This is a genomic window from Streptomyces sp. NPDC045287 (assembly GCF_056432325.1).
Window position 1 is genome coordinate 17,913 of sequence record NZ_JBWKJG010000011.1, and the last position, 15,208, is coordinate 33,120.

Here is a 15,208-nt window from a genome sequence, read left to right on the forward strand (position 1 = left end):
GGACGCCCCTCGCCATGGAGGACGATCCGGGCCGCGATCCTGTTGCGATCGGGCCGGCGAAGCGACCCGGATCACAGCCGGGTCACGGACCCCTGGCGGTGTTTGCGCGGGTGGTTCCTGCGCCATGTGTCCCGGACCCCGCCAGCACAAACCTTTCTTCTGACGCCCTGACCGGATGAGGTGAATCACTGCCGCCGAACCGGTCACCGATTTGACAGGAGGAATCGGGCCGGTCCACCGTGGGGGCATGCCAGCGACCACAGCGCTCCTCGCGACCCACGGTGCCCGTGGGTTCCGGCGCGCTGTCCACGCGCGCTGTTGCTGTTCGTGCTGTTGACGCCGTAGCGCTCCAGCCCCTCCCCCAGGCGAGTCCCACGCCGCACCCGCGCACGCCCGTTCCCCCGGCGCACGCGCGGGCCCGTACCCGCCGAACCGCTCCGCCGAGGACACCCAGCACCCATGAACAGCGACAGCGACCTCCAGATCGCCGGCGACATCCTCGCCGTCCAGCACCTCCTCCAGCCCGCCAAGGAACACCCGAGCACCGTCGCGGAGTTCGCCGGTCTCGCCCGCTCCATCGCGGCCGACCGCGCCCTGTGGGCGCCGCTCGTCGCGTACGACGCCACGACCCGCTGGTACCGCCGGCTGCGCACCGGGCCCGGCTACGAGGTGTGGCTGCTGTCGTGGCTGCCCGGCCAGGGCACGGGGCCGCACGACCACGGCCGTTCGTCGGGTTACTTCACCGTGCTGGAGGGCGAGCTGACGGAACGTACGGAAGGGGGCGTGCGGACGCTCGCCGGGGGCGCGCAGGGCGCGCCGGGCCGGGTCGTCACCCCCGGCCGGGTGCACGAGCTCGTCAACGACTCGCTCGAACCGGCCGTCAGTCTGCACCTCTACTTCCCGGGCCTCACCGACATGCCGATGCACGACACGGCCGGAGTTATCCACAGTTTCGCCCCGAGCGCCCGGAGTGTCGTCCCCGCCTGACAGACTGCCCGCATGCGCATGGTGGTTCTGGCCGGTGGCATCGGTGGTGCCCGTTTCCTGCGCGGCCTCAAGCGGGCCGCGCCCGACGCGGACATCACGGTCATCGGCAACACAGGTGACGACATCCATCTCTTCGGGCTGAAGGTCTGCCCCGACCTGGACACGGTGATGTACACCCTCGGCGGTGGCATCGACGAGGAGCAGGGCTGGGGCCGTGCGGACGAGACCTTCACGGTCAAGGGCGAACTCGCGGCGTACGGGGTCGGACCGGAGTGGTTCGGCCTCGGCGACCGCGACTTCGCCACGCACATCGTCCGTACGCAGATGCTGGGCGCCGGTTACCCGCTCAGCGCCGTCACCGAGGCGCTGTGCGACCGGTGGCGGCCCGGCGTGCGGCTGCTGCCGATGTCCGACGACCGGGTCGAGACGCACGTCGCGGTCGAGATCGGCGGCGAACGGCGGGCGGTGCACTTCCAGGAGTACTGGGTGAAGTTGCGCGCCTCCGTCGACGCGCACGCGGTCGTGCCGGTCGGCGCCGAGCAGGCCAAGCCCGCGCCCGGCGTGCTGGAGGCGATCGCCGAGGCGGACGTGGTGCTGTTCCCGCCGTCCAACCCGGTGGTGAGCATCGGCACGATCCTCGCCGTGCCGGGCATCCGGGAGGCCGTCGCGGAGGCCGGCGTCCCCGTCGTAGGCCTGTCGCCGATCGTCGGGAACGCGCCGGTGCGCGGCATGGCCGACAAGGTCCTCGCGGCGGTGGGCGTGGAGGCGACGGCCGCCGCGGTCGCCCGGCACTACGGCTCGGGGCTGCTGGACGGCTGGCTCGTCGACACGGTCGACGCGGACGCGATCGCGGAGGTGGAGGCCGCGGGGATCCGCTGCCGGTCCGTTCCGCTGCTGATGACCGACGTCGACGCGGCCGCGGCGATGGCGCGCGAGGCGCTGGCCCTCGCCGAGGAGGTGCGCGGATGACCGTCTCGTACCGGGTGTGGGCACCGGACGGGATCCCCGAGGTCACGAAGGGCGACGACCTGGCCGCGCTGATCGCCGCGGCCGAGCCGGACCTCGCGGACGGCGACGTCGTCCTCGTCACGTCCAAGGTCGTGAGCAAGGCGGAGGGGCGGGTCGTCGCCGCCGAGGACCGCGAGGCGGCCATCGACGCGGAGACCGTCCGGACCGTCGCCCGGCGCGGCACGCTCCGGATCGTCGAGAACCGCAACGGGCTGGTGATGGCCGCGGCCGGTGTCGACGCGTCCAACACGCCCGCCGGGACGGTCCTGCTGCTGCCCGAGGACCCCGACGCGTCCGCCCGCGCCCTCCGCGCCGGGCTGCGCGACCTGCTCGGCGTCGACGTCGGCGTCGTCGTCACCGACACGTTCGGCCGGCCCTGGCGCAGCGGGCTCACGGACGTCGCGATCGGCGCGGCCGGTGTGCGCGTCCTGGACGACCTGCGGGGCGGCACCGACACGTACGGCAACCCGCTCGTCGCGACGGTCGTGGCCAGTGCGGACGAGCTGGCCGCCGCCGGCGACCTGGTCAAGGGCAAGGCCGCCGGGCGGCCCGTCGCCGTCGTGCGCGGCCTGCCGCACCTGGTGGCCGAGGACGGTGAGGACGACCCGGGTGCGCGGGCGCTGGTGCGCGACGCGGGCAGTGACATGTTCCGGCTCGGCACCTCGGAGGCGGTGCGCGAGGCGGTCACGCGGCGCCGCACCGTACGGGCGTTCACCGACGATCCGGTCGACCCCGGTGCCGTACGGCGCGCGGTGGCCGCGGCGGTGACGGCGCCCGCGCCGCACCACACGACGCCGTGGCGGTTCGTGCTGCTGGAGAGCGCCGCGTCGCGGACCCGGCTCCTGGACGCGATGCGGGAGGCGTGGATCGCCGACCTGCGGCGGGACGGGCGGGACGAGGAGTCCGTCGCCCGGCGCGTCCGCCGCGGCGACGTCCTGCGGAACGCGCCGTACCTGGTGGTGCCGTGCCTGGTGACGGCCGGCGCCCACCACTACGGGGACGCGCGCAGGGACACCGCCGAGCGGGAGATGTTCGTGGTCGCGGCGGGCGCCGGGGTGCAGAACTTCCTGGTGGCGCTGGCGGGCGAGCGGCTCGGCTCGGCGTGGGTGTCGTCGACGATGTTCTGCCGCGACGTGGTGCGGGAGGTGCTGGACCTGCCGGACGACTGGGACCCGATGGGCGCGGTCGCGATCGGTCGGCCTGCCGAGCCGGCGAAGCCCCGGCCGGAGCGGGACCCGGAGGACTTCCTCACCGTCCGGTGAGGCCCCGCGGGCCGCGCGGGCCGGTCCGTCGTGGGCGGGGTCGGGTGGGGGGCGGGTCAGAGGGGGGCGATGTCGCGCGGTGTCATGCGTGGGGCGCGGCGGGGCGGGGTGCGGCCACTGAGCAGGATCAGCCGGGCGGCGCGGTGCCGCTGCCCGGCGTACGGCTCCAGCAGCTCCAGCATCTCCGCGTCGTCCGCGTCCCGGCGGCCGGCCAGGGCGTGGCCGACGATGCCGGGCAGGTGGTAGTCGCCGGTCGTGACCGCGTCGGGCGCGCCGTTGCTGCGCTGGACCGTCTCGGCGGACGTCCACGGGCCGATGCCGGGGACCAGCTCCAACCGGCGCCGGGCGTCCTCGGGCGCCATGCCGGCCGCCTCCTCCAGGCGGGGCGCGACCCGTACGGCGCGGAGCACGGTCGCCGAGCGCTTGCCGTCGACTCCCGCGCGGTGCCACTCCCAGGAGGGTACGAGCGCCCACGTGCGGGGTTCCGGCACCACGGAGAGGCGGAGCGCGGCGGGGGCGCCGGGCGCGGGGTCGCCGTACCGGCGCACGAGCAGCCGCCACGCGCGGTACGCCTCGTCCGTCGTGACCTTCTGCTCCAGGATCGACGGGACCAGCGACTCCATCACCAGCCCGGTGCGTACGAGCCGCAGGCCGGGGAGGCGCCGCCGGGTCAGGGCGAGGAGGCGGTGGCGGGGCGTGAACGCGTCCGGGTCGTCCCGCTCGCCGAGCAGGACGGGCAGCCGGTCCAGGAGCCAGTCCGCGCCGCTCCCCCACGCCTCGGCCTCGACGGCGCCGCCGCTCGCGGTGATCCGCAGCGTGCCGGGCCCCTCGGGCGTACGGCACGTCCGCCAGAACGCGCCGTCGGGCGTGGCCCGGAAGGTGGGGTCGCCGGGGCCCCGCCGCAGCGGGCCCAGCGTGAGCCCGAGGTCCAACGGCCACGGCGGCACCCAGCAGCGCCGCCGGGACCGCACCGCCGGGGCGCCCGTCGGGCCCGGGGCCCGGACCGGAACGCGCGTGGAGTGCCCGGCCGTCGTCCCCGCCGCCCCCAGCCGCCCGGGAGGGCCGGAAGTACCGGGAGGGCCCGCGGGTACGCCCGGGCCGCCGGGCGCGGGGGTGCGCCGGGGGCGGGGGGCGTAGCGGCCGGCCACGGGGGCTCCAGTGGTGCGGGAAGGTCGGATCCCCGACAGGGTAGTCCCCGGACGCGTCCGGCTGCCGGTCGTTCCGCCCCGGTCACCGCTCCCGCAACGCCATGGCCCCCGGACGCGCCCGGCTGCCGGCTGTCCCGCCCCGGTCACCGCTCCCGCAACGCCATGGCCCTCGAACGCGCCCGGCTACTGGCTCGTCCCGCCCGGGTTCACCACCCCGCAACGCCATGGCCCCCCGGACGCGCCCGGCTACTGGTCGGAGGAGAAGCGCACCGACGCGTCGGGCAGGCGGGCACCGCACCAGACGCGGACGCCGTCGCGCAGTTCGTTGTCGGCGCCCACGTGCGCGCCGTCGCCGATCACCGCGCCGTGCAGCACGGTGCGGGCGCCGATCCGGGCGCCCTCGCCGACGAGGGAGTCGGTCACCACCGCGCCGGGCTCGACGACCGCGCCCGCCATGACGGTGCTGCCGTCGATCCGGGCGCCCTCGCCGACCGTGGCGCCCTCTCCGATGACCGTACCGCCGGTGAGCTTGGCGTCCGGCGCGACGGTCGCGCCGGCCACGACCAGGCGGTCGCCGCAGCGGCCCGGTACGGCCGGGGAGGGGGCGCGCCCCAGGACGAGGTCGGCGGAGCCGCGGACGAACGCCTGCGGGGTGCCGAGGTCGAGCCAGTACGTGGAGTCGACCATGCCCTGGAGGTGGGCGCCGTCCGCGAGGAGGCCGGGGAACGTCTCGCGTTCGACGGAGACGGGCCGGTCGGCGGGGATCGTGTCGATGACGGACCGGCGGAACACGTACGCGCCGGCGTTTATCTGGTCGGTGACGATCTCTTCCGGCGTCTGCGGCTTCTCCAGGAACGCCGTGACGCGTCCGGTGGGGTCCGTGGGGACGAGCCCGAACGCCCGCGGGTCCTCGACCCGGGTCAGGTGCAGGGAGACGTCGGCGCCCGAGGTCTCGTGGGTGTCGACCAGGGCGCGGATGTCGAGGCCGGTGAGGATGTCCCCGTTGAAGATGAGGACCGGCTCGTCCGGCCCCGACGTGAGCCGCGGGGCGACGTTGCGTATCGCACCGCCGGTGCCGAGCGGCTCCACCTCGGTGACGTACTCCAGGTGGAGCCCGAGCGACGACCCGTCGCCGAAGTACGGTTCGAACACCTCGGCCAGGTACGAGGTCGCCAGCACGATGTGCTCGACGCCGGCCGCGCGGGCCCGGGCGAGCTGGTGCGTGAGGAACGGCACGCCCGCCGCCGGGACCATCGGCTTCGGTGTGTTCACCGTCACCGGTCGCAGCCTGGTTCCCTTGCCGCCGACCAGGAGGATCGCTTCTGTCACCTGTCGTCTCTGCTTCCTGCTGGGCCGGTCGTGGGGTGGTGGCCGGTCCGGCGCTCCGGCCCCGGCCGGGGAGCGCTCATATGATCGGCACGACCAGGCAGTGTAGGCAGATCCTAGGCAGACCTGGACGGACGGTCCGACACGGCGTTTCGGTCAGGGCCTGCCCTGGTAGCCGGCGGAGGCGGCACGGATCGTGCCGAGCTTGCCGTACAGCTTGGCTCCGGGGCAGGTGGTGGAGTAGCCGTCGCGGTGTCCGGAGATGGTGTTGAACTGAACCTTCGTGCCCTTCTTGTACCGGTTTCCGCCGCCCGACGTCAGCGTGCTCTTGCCGCGCGGGTCCTTTCCGTAGAGGCCCAGTTTCCAGGCCGTCAGCTTCGCGACGGCGGTGACGGCTTTGGCGGGCGGGGTGGTGGAGGAGAACGAGCCGAGCACCGCGATGCCGGTGGTGTTGGTGTTGAACCCGAGGGTGTGGGCGCCCTGGACGGGCTTGGCCACGCCGCCCGCGCGGCCCTCGTAGATGGTCCCGCACTTGTCGATGGCGAAGTTGTAGCCGAGGTCGCGCCACCCCATGCTCTGGACGTGGTAGCGGTAGATGCCGCGCAGGACGGAGGGGGCCTGGGCGCAGGTGTAGTTGTTGCCGGTGGCGCTGTGGTGGACGAAGGCCACCTGGACGGACTTCGTGTACAGGAAGTTCGGTTCGCGCAGCTTCTCGTCGGCGCCCCAGCCCTTGCGGGTGACGATCCGCGGGCGCGCGCCGATGTACGGCTTGGCGGCGGTGGTGCTGGGGAGGTCCGCCTCCGTCTCGGCCTTGGAGAGCGCCGGGATCTCGGTGGCGCCGAGGGGGGCGAGGTCGGCGTTGACGGCCGAGGCGGCCGACTCCTCCGGGGTGAGCGCGCCGGCGTCCTGATCACCCTCCACGGGCCCGGTGGGCCCCTCGTCCATGTCGGTGTCGGTGTCGGTATCCGTGTCGGTGTCCGTGTCCGTGTCCGTGTCGGTGTCCGTGTCGGTGTCGTCGCCGCCGTCGTCACCGTCGCCGTCGGTGTCACCGTCGTCGCCATCGGCGTCACCGCCGCCGTCGTCACCGTCGTCGGGGTCCGTGTCGTCGGGATCCGTGTCGTCGGGGTCCTCGTCCGTCGCCGGGTCGTCGTGCGGGGCGTCGTCCTGCGGCGCGGCGTCCAGGCCCTGTCCGGCGCCCCCGGCGCCGGGCTCCGCCGCACCGGCCGGGTCGTCGCCCGGGTGCACCAGCTCGACGCGCAGACCGCGCGGCAGGGCCGGCGCCGCGGCACCGCGCCCCTCGGACGCCTCGGGCGCCTCGGGCCGTACGCGCACCTCGACGCCGTTCGAGTCGCCCACCCACAGCGGCGCGGTCCCGCCGCGCACCGCCTCCGAACGGGCTTCGGCCGTACCGGGGTCGGCGCCGTGGTCGTGCTGGTGGGCCTCCAGGTCCTGCCAGGCCGACCAGGCGCCGGTCGCGGTGGACCGCGTGCGCACCTGGACGGTGCCGTGCAGTTCGGCGTCGGGTTCGTCCCAGACGACCCCGACCATCGAGAACGGTTCGACGTCCCGGCGCGGCAGGCCCTGGGCGGCGCGGGTGCCGGGGGGCGCGCTGCGCTCGGGGTCGGGCAGCGGCACGAGGGGCAGGGAGCGGGTGGAACCGGGGTCCGGCACGTCGCCCGCCGCGGGCGCGGCGACGGCCGATGTGGACAGGGTCAGGGGCAGTGCGAGGGCGGAGCCGGAGGCGGTGGCGACCGCGACCGCTACGCCGATCAAGGGAACTCGAATGGAACGCATAGCCAGATAGTGGACATTTCACCGGAGTTGCGCTTCTCGATTTCCCTGACGCCCCATCGGTCCTTCCGGCGTACGGGATCACCCGCTCGGCCCCGCCGCGCCCGCCCCGCCCGCGTACCCTTGGCCGCGTGAACGCCAGCGACCGCACCCCCGCCGACCTGCTGCGATCCGCGCTCGCCGCGGACCCGGCCCGCCCCTTGGTCACGTACTACGACGACGCCACCGGTGAGCGCGTCGAACTCTCGGTGGCCACCTTCGCCAACTGGGTGGCCAAGACGGCGAACCTGCTCCAGGACGGGCTCTCCGCCGAGCCCGGCGAGCGGGTCGCCCTGCTGCTGCCCGCGCACTGGCAGACCGCCGTCTGGCTGCTCGCCTGCGCGTCCGTGGGCGTGGTGGCCGACCTCGACGGCGACCCGGCCGGCGCGGACCACGTGGTGGCCGGCCCCGACCGGCTCGACGAGGGCCTGGCCTGCACCGGCAGCCGCCTCGCCCTGTCGCTCGCCCCGCTGGGCCGCCGCTTCCCCGCGCCGCCCGCCGGCTACGACGACTACGCGGTCGAGGTGCCGAGCCAGGGCGACCGGTTCGCCCCGTACGCCCCCGTCGACCCGGACGCCCCCGCCCTCGCCGTACGCGACTCCTCGGGCGGCCGTACGGAGCTGACGGGCGCCGCCCTCGTCGAGCGGGCGCGCGCGGACGCGGCGCGGCGCGGCCTCGGCCCCGGGTCGCGGCTGCTGTCCGGGCTGCCCTGGGACTCCTGGGAGGGCGTGGCCGCGGGGCTGTACGCGCCGCTGGCCGCGGGCGGCTCCGTCGTCCTGTGCCGCCACCTGGACCGGCTGGCGCCCGAGGCGCTGGCCGCGCGGATCGGGAGCGAGCGCGTCACCGACCGGGCCGACGCCGCCTGACGCGGCCGGGCCCACGCCGTCCGACACGACCGGGCCGACACCGCCAGACACCGCCAGGACGACACCGCCCGACACCGCCGGCGCTGCCGGACCTCCGGCCCGCCGCCGTCCACCCGTCCGGCGGACCGCGTGCCGAGTCCGCCGGGTTCCGGGGTCCCGTCCGGTACATCATCGGCGGTACGCCTCACCGGGCGCACAACCCCGCGCGGGGTTCGGCCGTCTCACCATGCGACGGCCGCCCTGGGTGCCGCCGACGCCTTCTAAGGACGGACTGACGACGTGACGGACACCGCCGGCACTCCCCCCGACCCGGACACCTCGGCCGGACACCGGCCGACGTGGCTGCGCTGGGCGGCGCTGGGCTCGTCCGTCGTCGTCCTCGTGGCGGCCGGCACCGGCTGGTGGCTGTACCGGAAGCTCGACGGCAACATCACCACCGACGCGGCGGCGGTGGCCGAGCTGAAGCGCTACGAGCGGGAGCGCCCCCTGCCCGTCCCGCGCGGCGGCAGGAACATCCTGCTCATCGGCTCCGACACCCGGGCCGGGGAGAACGCCGAGTACGGGCAGGACCAGGGCACGCAGCGGTCCGACACGACGATCCTGCTGCACCTGTCGGCGCGCGGCCACGGCGTGACGGCCGTGTCGCTCCCGCGCGACCTGATGGTGGAGCTCCCGGGCTGCCGCACGAGCGCGGGCAAGCGGTCCGCGCCGCGGTTCGCCCAGTTCAACCTGGCGTTCCAGGTGGGCGGGACGGCGTGCACGGTCCGTACGGTCGAGAAGCTGACCGGCATCCGCGTCGACCACCACGTGGTGGTCGACTTCCGGGGGTTCAAGGACATGGTGGACGCGGTCGGCGGCGTGCGGGTGTGCGTCCGCGAGCCCATCGACGACCCGGACGCCAAGTTGGAGCTGCCGGCCGGGCCGCAGACGCTCGACGGCGAGCAGGCCCTCGGCTACGTGCGGGCCCGCAAGTCCCTCGGCAACGGCAGCGACACGGAGCGCATGAGCCGGCAGCAGGAGTTCCTCGGCGCGCTCGTCACCAAGATGCAGAGCAACGGCGTCCTGCTCAACCCGGCCCGGCTGTACCCGGTCCTGGACGCGGCGACCAAGGCGCTCACCACGGACCCGGAGCTCAACTCGCTGAAGGACCTGTACGACCTGGCGCGGCGGCTGCGCAGCGTACCCACCGAAAAGGTGCAGTTCCTGACGGTTCCCCGTAAGCCGTATCACGCCAATCCAAACAGGGATGAACTGGTACAGCCGGACGCGGGGCTGCTGTTCAAGCGGCTGCGCGTGGACGCGCCGGTGGCGGTCGTCCCGGCCGCCGAGCGGGACGGCCGCGGGGCGACGCCCTCGGCACCGGCGACCCGGGCGCCGGCGACCGGGGGGCCGACCGGGGCGTCCGGGACCCCCGGGGCGGGCACCGCGCCGGGCGCTTCGCCGAGGGCCTCCGGGGCCCCCGCCCCGGTGCCCACGTTCACCGGAACCAATGCGGCCGCGAACGCGTGCCCTTGATGCGCGGGCCCGTCGGGGGCCCGCGGGGAGGTGTGAGGAAAATCGTGACGGGGGCGACGGAGTATGACGATTGGGCGGAATGCCCGCTTGTAAGGGGCGTGGAATTTGTCACGGACGTCGCCCGGCGCTGAACTGGGCGGATAGTGTGACGCGATCCGGTGCGAGCGACCGAGCAGGACGCGCACCCGTGGATCGAAAGACCGAGCGCCCGATGGGGGAGGGCGCCTCGCGTGGCACCGACGGAGGACTCAGGCGACCGTGGACGCGCACAGCCGTGGAGGGGCGGAGGGCATCGACCCCGCCGACCAGTGGGTACTGAACCCGCAGACAGGCAACTACGAACTGCGACTGGACCACTCCGAAGGGCAGCAACCCTCCACCGCCCCCCACCCCGCGGCCCCGCCCGCCCAGGGGCGCCGGGCCGCCCGTACGCCGTCCTCGTCCGCCGCGCCGGCCGCCCCGGCCGAGAAGTCGCCGGCGGGCCCCCGGCGCCGTGCGGCGGAGGTCCCCGGGCAGCGCAGGCGCCGGACCGCCGAGCCGCCCGCGCAGGGCGGCGGACGCCGCGCCGCGGCCCCGGCGGCGGCCGGCCGGCGCCGGGGGAAGGCGAAGGGCGGGAAGACCCGTACGAAGAAGGCGCTCATGTGGACGGGCGGGGTCACCGCGTTCGCCCTCCTCACCACCGGCGCCGTCGCCTACTACCTGTACGAGCGGCTCGACGGGAACCTCAGCACCATCGACGTCGCGGGCGCGGGCGGCGGCACCGGCTTCAAGAAGGACCAGGCCATCAACATCCTGGTCATCGGCACCGACAAGCGCACCGGTGACGGAAACTCCGGCTACGGCGACAAGAACAGCCCCGGACACGCCGACACGACGATCCTCCTGCACGTCTCCAAGGACCGGACGAACGCCACGGCGCTGTCCATCCCGCGCGATCTGATCACCGACATCCCCGAGTGCACGACGAAGCTCGACGACGGCACGGAGAAGAAGATCCCCGCCCAGAGCGGCGTGCGGTTCAACACGAGCCTCGGCCAGATGGACCGGAACCCCGGGTGCACCATGGCCACCGTCCACGAGCTCACCGGCGTCCCCATCGACCACTTCATGATGGTCGACTTCAACGCCGTGAAGACGCTGTCGTCGGCCGTCGGCGGGGTCGAGGTGTGCGTCGAGCAGCCCGTGAAGGACAAGAAGTCCGGGCTGGACCTGCCCGCCGGCACGAGCGTCATCGAGGGCGAGCAGGCACTGGCGTTCGTCCGCACCCGGCAGGCGTTCGGCAACAAGAGCGACCTGAGCCGCATCCAGACGCAGCAGCAGTTCATGGGCTCGATGTTCCGGAAGATGAAGTCGAGCGACACGCTGACCAGCCCGTCGAAGCTGCTGGACCTCGCGGACGCGGCGACGAAGGCGCTCACCGTCGACGACGGCATAGGCAGTGTCAAGAAGCTCCAGGAACTGGGCATGGAGGTCGCCAAGGTCGACCCGAAGAACATCACCTTCGCCACGGTCCCGGTCCTCGACAACCCGGCCGAGACGGTCAAGGCGACGGTCGTCCTCGACGAGGCCAAGGCCGAGCCGCTCTTCTCCATCATCAAGAACGACATCTCGCTCACCGAGGTGGAGCAGAAGGAGAAGGACGCCAAGAACGCCCGCAAGGAGGCGCAGGCCGCGCTCCTGGAGGGCCCCCGCGCCAAGGCCGCCGACGTACGGGTCGACGTGTACAACGGCAGCGGCGTGCGCGGCGGGGCCCAGTCGACGATCAGTTGGCTGCAGAACTCGGCGGGCGTCCTCAAGTCGACGAACAAGGCGAACGCCCCGGCGGAGATCGCGAAGACGACGCTGGAGTTCGCGCCGAACCAGGCGGACCAGGCCCGCGCGCTCGCGGACCTGATGGGCCTGCCCGCGACGGCGCTGAAGCAGGGGACGGAGGACGCCGGGGAGCGCGAGCCGATGACGCTCACCCTCGGCAGGGACTTCAAGGGCGCGGGCGTCCCCCTCACCGGACCGGCGAAGGCGCCGGAGGGTGCGATGGCAGCGGACAAACAGGTGTGCGCGAAGTGACGCGGACCTGATCAACAGGGGAGACGTGGGTGGGACACAGCAGCGTGCGTGGGGAGGGGACGCGGGACGGCGTTCCGCACGCCCGGGACGCCCGTGACCCGGGGCGGGACGACGGTCCCGACGGAGCGGGCCCGTCGTACGACCGGACCGGCGGCGACGGCGCCGTCGCGACGGACGGGGGTACGGGCGCGGGCACGACGGCCGGCACCGGGCGCGGGGGTGCCCGGCGCGCGGGCGGCGGCGCCCCGGACGGGGGGAAGGACGGCGGGCCGGGCGGTGGAGCCGGGCGCGGCACGCGGAGCGCCGGCGGTGGCCGCCGCCGGGCGGGCCGGCCGCCTCAGCGGCGCGCCCGCAGCGGCAGGCGGCGGGTGCTGCGCTGGGCCGCCTCGCTGCTGTCGCTGCTGATATTGGGCACCGCGGGCGCCGGGTACCTCTACATCGAGCACCTCAACGGCAACATCCGCAGCGGCGGCCGCAGCGGCGGCGACAGCGGCGTGCAGAAGGCCGCGCCCGACGCGTCCGGCAACACCCCGCTCAACATCCTGCTGATCGGCGCGGACGGCCGTAACTCCAAGGAGAACCTGGCGCTCGGCGGCGCCAAGGACACCGTCGGCGACAAGCCGCGCGGCGACGTCCAGATGCTCCTGCACGTCTCCGCCGACCGCAGGAGCGCCGCCGTGGTGAGCATCCCGCGCGACACCCGCGTCGACATCCCCGCCTGCAAGGACACCGAGACGGGCGAGGAGTACCCGCCGACCAACCGGATCATCACCGAGTCGCTGCAGCGCGGCGGGCCCGGCTGCACCCTCACCACCTGGGAGAAGCTGACCGGGGTCTACATCGACCACTGGATGATGGTCGACTTCGCCGGCGTGGTGCGGATGGCCGACGCGGTCGGCGGCGTCCCCGTGTGCGTGAAGGCGAACGTGTGGGACCGGCCGACCGCGCAGGTCCCGGGCGGCTCCGGGCTGAAGCTGCGGAAGGGCGAGACGTACGTCAAGGGCGAGCAGGCGCTGCAGTGGCTGCGCACCCGGCACGCCTTCTTCAACGACCAGGGCCGCGCCAAGGCCCAGCACATGTACATGAACGCGATGCTGCGCCAGCTCAAGGAGCAGAACGCGTTCACGGACACCGGCCGGATCATGGACCTCGCGGAGGCGGGGACGAAGGCGCTGCAGGTGTCCGAGGAGCTCGGTACGGTGGACGAACTCTTCGCCCTCGCCATGGAGTTGAAGGACGTCCCCACCAACCGCATCACCATGACGACGCTGCCGACGGTCGAGGACCACCAGAACCGCGCGCACCTGCTGCCCGTGGAGAAGTCCGCGCAGCAGATCTGGCGGATGCTCCGCGAGGACATCCCCTTCGACAGCAACGGCGGCCCCTCGACGGCGGCGGCGAAGCCGTCCACCGCGCCGAAGGAGACCGGGCCGGCCGCCGCCGCGCCGTCCTCCCTCGCCGTCACGGTCGTCAACGGCACCGGGACGGACGGGCAGTACGCGGTGAAGGGCCGCGCCAGCGGGGTCGCCGAGGCGCTGCGCGGCAAGGGCTTCACCCGGGCCGCCGCCTCCCGGGACGCGACGCCCGCGACGGAGACGGTCCTCGCCTACCCGAAGTCGTCCGGCCCGCAGGGGAAGGCGGACGCGCTGTCCGTGGCGGCGGCGGTCGGCCTGCCGGCCGGCGCGGTGCGGGCCGCCGACGACGTGGACGGGCTGAGGCTGACGGTCGGCGGAGACTGGCGCGAGGGCGACGCGTTCCCGAAGCAGGAGGAGCCCAAGGCCGGCGACCTGCCGTCGGACGCCGAGAACTCCAACGGCGCCAAGGCCGACTGCATGGACGTGTACAAGCCCTACCAGTGGTAGCGGGCCGCACGACGAGGGGCGGGGCCGGTCACCGTACGCGGTGACCGGCCCCGCCCCGTGTCCACGGCGGTCAGTTACCGGTGACGGTGACCTTCTCGTCGTTCTGGATCTGCCGCACGAGCTCCTTCACCTTCGCCCTGTCCCAGACGAGGTTGCCGCCGCGGCTGCCCGAGACGGGCATGTTCATGGACTTCCCGTCACCGCCGTTGACGCTCTTCATCGCGAAGAACATCTCGGCGAGGTCGAACAGCGACATGTCCTTGTCGACGATGAGCGTGTCGAGGCCGGCGCCGAGCGTCGGGTACAGCGCGAACGGGTTGAGGACCGTGCCCGGCGTCGCCGCCTGGTTGGCGAGCGCCGCGAGGAACTTCTGCTGGTTCTTCGTCCGCGCCAGGTCCGACTCGGCAAAGGCGTAGCGGGTCCGGACGAAGGCGAGCGCCTGCTCGCCGTCGAGGGTCTGCTTGCCCGCCTTGAAGTCGGCACCGGACTTCTTGTCCTTGAAGCCCTTCTCGATGGTCAGCTCGACACCGCCGAGCGCGTCGACGATGTTGGCGAAGCCGGCGAAGCCGATCTCCGCGTAGTGGTCGATGCGCAGCCCGGTGTTGTGCTCGACGGTGCGGACGAGCAGTTCGGGGCCGTCCTCGGCGTACGCCGCGTTCAGCTTCACCCGGCGGCCGGTGCCCTGGAACGTCTTGCCGGACTCCGAGCCGACGAACGTGGGGATCTCCACGTCCGAGTCGCGCGGGAGGGAGATCATCGTATTCCCGCTGCCGCAGGCGGCGAGGATCATCATCGAGTCGGTGCGCTTGCCGTCGGCGGAGCCGGTGTGCAGGCGCTTCTTGTCCTCGGCGGTCATGCCCTCGCGGCTGTCGGAGCCGACGATGAGGTACGTCGTGCAGTCGCCCTCCTGGGGGCGCTCGACGACCTTGGCGAGGTCCACCTCGCGGCGCATCTTGCCGTCGGCCCAGAAGTACGTGCCGATCGTCGTGGCCAGGAGGACGGCCACGACCGTGATCGAGCCGACCTTGAGGCGGCGGCCCCAGTCCGGCGCGGGGCGCGCGCCGGGGCCGTACGGCGGCGCGGGCGGTGTGCCGGGGCCGTGGCCGCCGGGACCGCCGTGGCCGCCCCGGGGGATGCCGTAGACCTGGCCCGTGTTGTAGCCGCTGTCGTACGGCGCGGCGCGGCCGGCCACGTCGTCGTACCCCTGCCGCTGCTGCGGCGGGACGGAACCGGGCCGCACGTGGGGCATCACCCGAGCGCCCTCGGGCCGGGCGTCGGCGCTGCCGCGGCCGTGACGCCCCTGACGGTCGCCGGACCGTCCTTCAGGCCAGTCATTCATG

The 15,208-nt window shown here is 74.1% G+C and carries 11 protein-coding genes; 7 read left to right on the forward strand and 4 right to left on the reverse strand.

Annotated elements, in window-relative coordinates:
• Positions 1 to 459 precede the first annotated feature (459 nt).
• The 3 genes from AC07D6_RS19105 to AC07D6_RS19115 are packed head-to-tail and all read left to right on the forward strand — an operon-like array spanning position 460 to position 3,257.
• Positions 460 to 987: a cysteine dioxygenase gene (locus tag AC07D6_RS19105; protein ID WP_315879839.1), complete on the forward strand. Its 528-nt coding sequence runs from the start codon at positions 460 to 462 to the stop codon at positions 985 to 987.
• Positions 988 to 999: 12 nt separating this feature from the next.
• Positions 1,000 to 1,956 carry a 2-phospho-L-lactate transferase gene (gene cofD, locus AC07D6_RS19110; RefSeq protein ID WP_315879838.1) on the forward strand — a complete coding sequence of 319 codons (957 nt, stop codon included), beginning with the start codon at positions 1,000 to 1,002 and terminating at the stop codon, positions 1,954 to 1,956.
• On the forward strand, positions 1,953 to 3,257 hold the full coding sequence (locus AC07D6_RS19115) for a coenzyme F420-0:L-glutamate ligase (RefSeq protein WP_479045805.1): 1,305 nt from the start codon (positions 1,953 to 1,955) through the stop codon (positions 3,255 to 3,257). Before cofD ends, AC07D6_RS19115 begins: the two co-directional genes overlap by 4 nt.
• A 56-nt stretch (positions 3,258 to 3,313) precedes the next feature.
• On the opposite strand, the gene AC07D6_RS19120 is transcribed toward AC07D6_RS19115, so the two are convergent.
• From AC07D6_RS19120 to AC07D6_RS19130, 3 genes are all read right to left on the reverse strand, one after another.
• A complete protein-coding gene (locus AC07D6_RS19120; protein WP_479045808.1) occupies positions 3,314 to 4,405 on the reverse strand; it encodes a DNA-3-methyladenine glycosylase family protein in 1,092 nt (363 codons plus the stop codon).
• Between the two features lie 246 nt (positions 4,406 to 4,651).
• Positions 4,652 to 5,734 carry a mannose-1-phosphate guanylyltransferase gene (gene manB, locus AC07D6_RS19125; RefSeq protein WP_479045811.1) on the reverse strand — a complete coding sequence of 361 codons (1,083 nt, stop codon included), beginning with the start codon at positions 5,732 to 5,734 and terminating at the stop codon, positions 4,652 to 4,654.
• Positions 5,735 to 5,887: 153 nt separating this feature from the next.
• Complete coding sequence (locus AC07D6_RS19130) at positions 5,888 to 7,525, reverse strand: peptidoglycan recognition protein family protein (RefSeq protein WP_479045813.1); 1,638 nt, start codon at positions 7,523 to 7,525, stop codon at positions 5,888 to 5,890.
• A gap of 128 nt (positions 7,526 to 7,653) precedes the next feature.
• Here AC07D6_RS19130 and AC07D6_RS19135 point away from each other — a divergent pair, with 128 nt between their 5' ends.
• The 4 genes from AC07D6_RS19135 to AC07D6_RS19150 all read left to right on the forward strand — a co-directional run bounded on the left by AC07D6_RS19135 (position 7,654) and on the right by AC07D6_RS19150 (position 13,868).
• Positions 7,654 to 8,427, forward strand: a complete 774-nt coding sequence (locus tag AC07D6_RS19135) for a TIGR03089 family protein (protein ID WP_479045815.1) — start codon at positions 7,654 to 7,656, stop codon at positions 8,425 to 8,427.
• A 279-nt stretch (positions 8,428 to 8,706) separates the two neighbouring features.
• The gene (locus AC07D6_RS19140; RefSeq protein WP_479045818.1) at positions 8,707 to 9,942 is read left to right on the forward strand and encodes an LCP family protein; all 1,236 of its coding nucleotides are present in this window, start codon (positions 8,707 to 8,709) and stop codon (positions 9,940 to 9,942) included.
• Positions 9,943 to 10,200: 258 nt separating this feature from the next.
• Positions 10,201 to 12,006: an LCP family protein gene (locus AC07D6_RS19145; RefSeq protein ID WP_479045820.1), complete on the forward strand. Its 1,806-nt coding sequence runs from the start codon at positions 10,201 to 10,203 to the stop codon at positions 12,004 to 12,006.
• Between the two features lie 29 nt (positions 12,007 to 12,035).
• Positions 12,036 to 13,868, forward strand: coding sequence for an LCP family protein (locus tag AC07D6_RS19150; protein ID WP_479045822.1), 1,833 nt, complete (start codon positions 12,036 to 12,038; stop codon positions 13,866 to 13,868).
• A 70-nt stretch (positions 13,869 to 13,938) separates the two neighbouring features.
• On the opposite strand, the gene AC07D6_RS19155 is transcribed toward AC07D6_RS19150, so the two are convergent.
• Positions 13,939 to 15,207, reverse strand: a complete 1,269-nt coding sequence (locus AC07D6_RS19155) for an LCP family protein (RefSeq protein WP_479045824.1) — start codon at positions 15,205 to 15,207, stop codon at positions 13,939 to 13,941.
• Position 15,208: the final 1 nt, after the last annotated feature.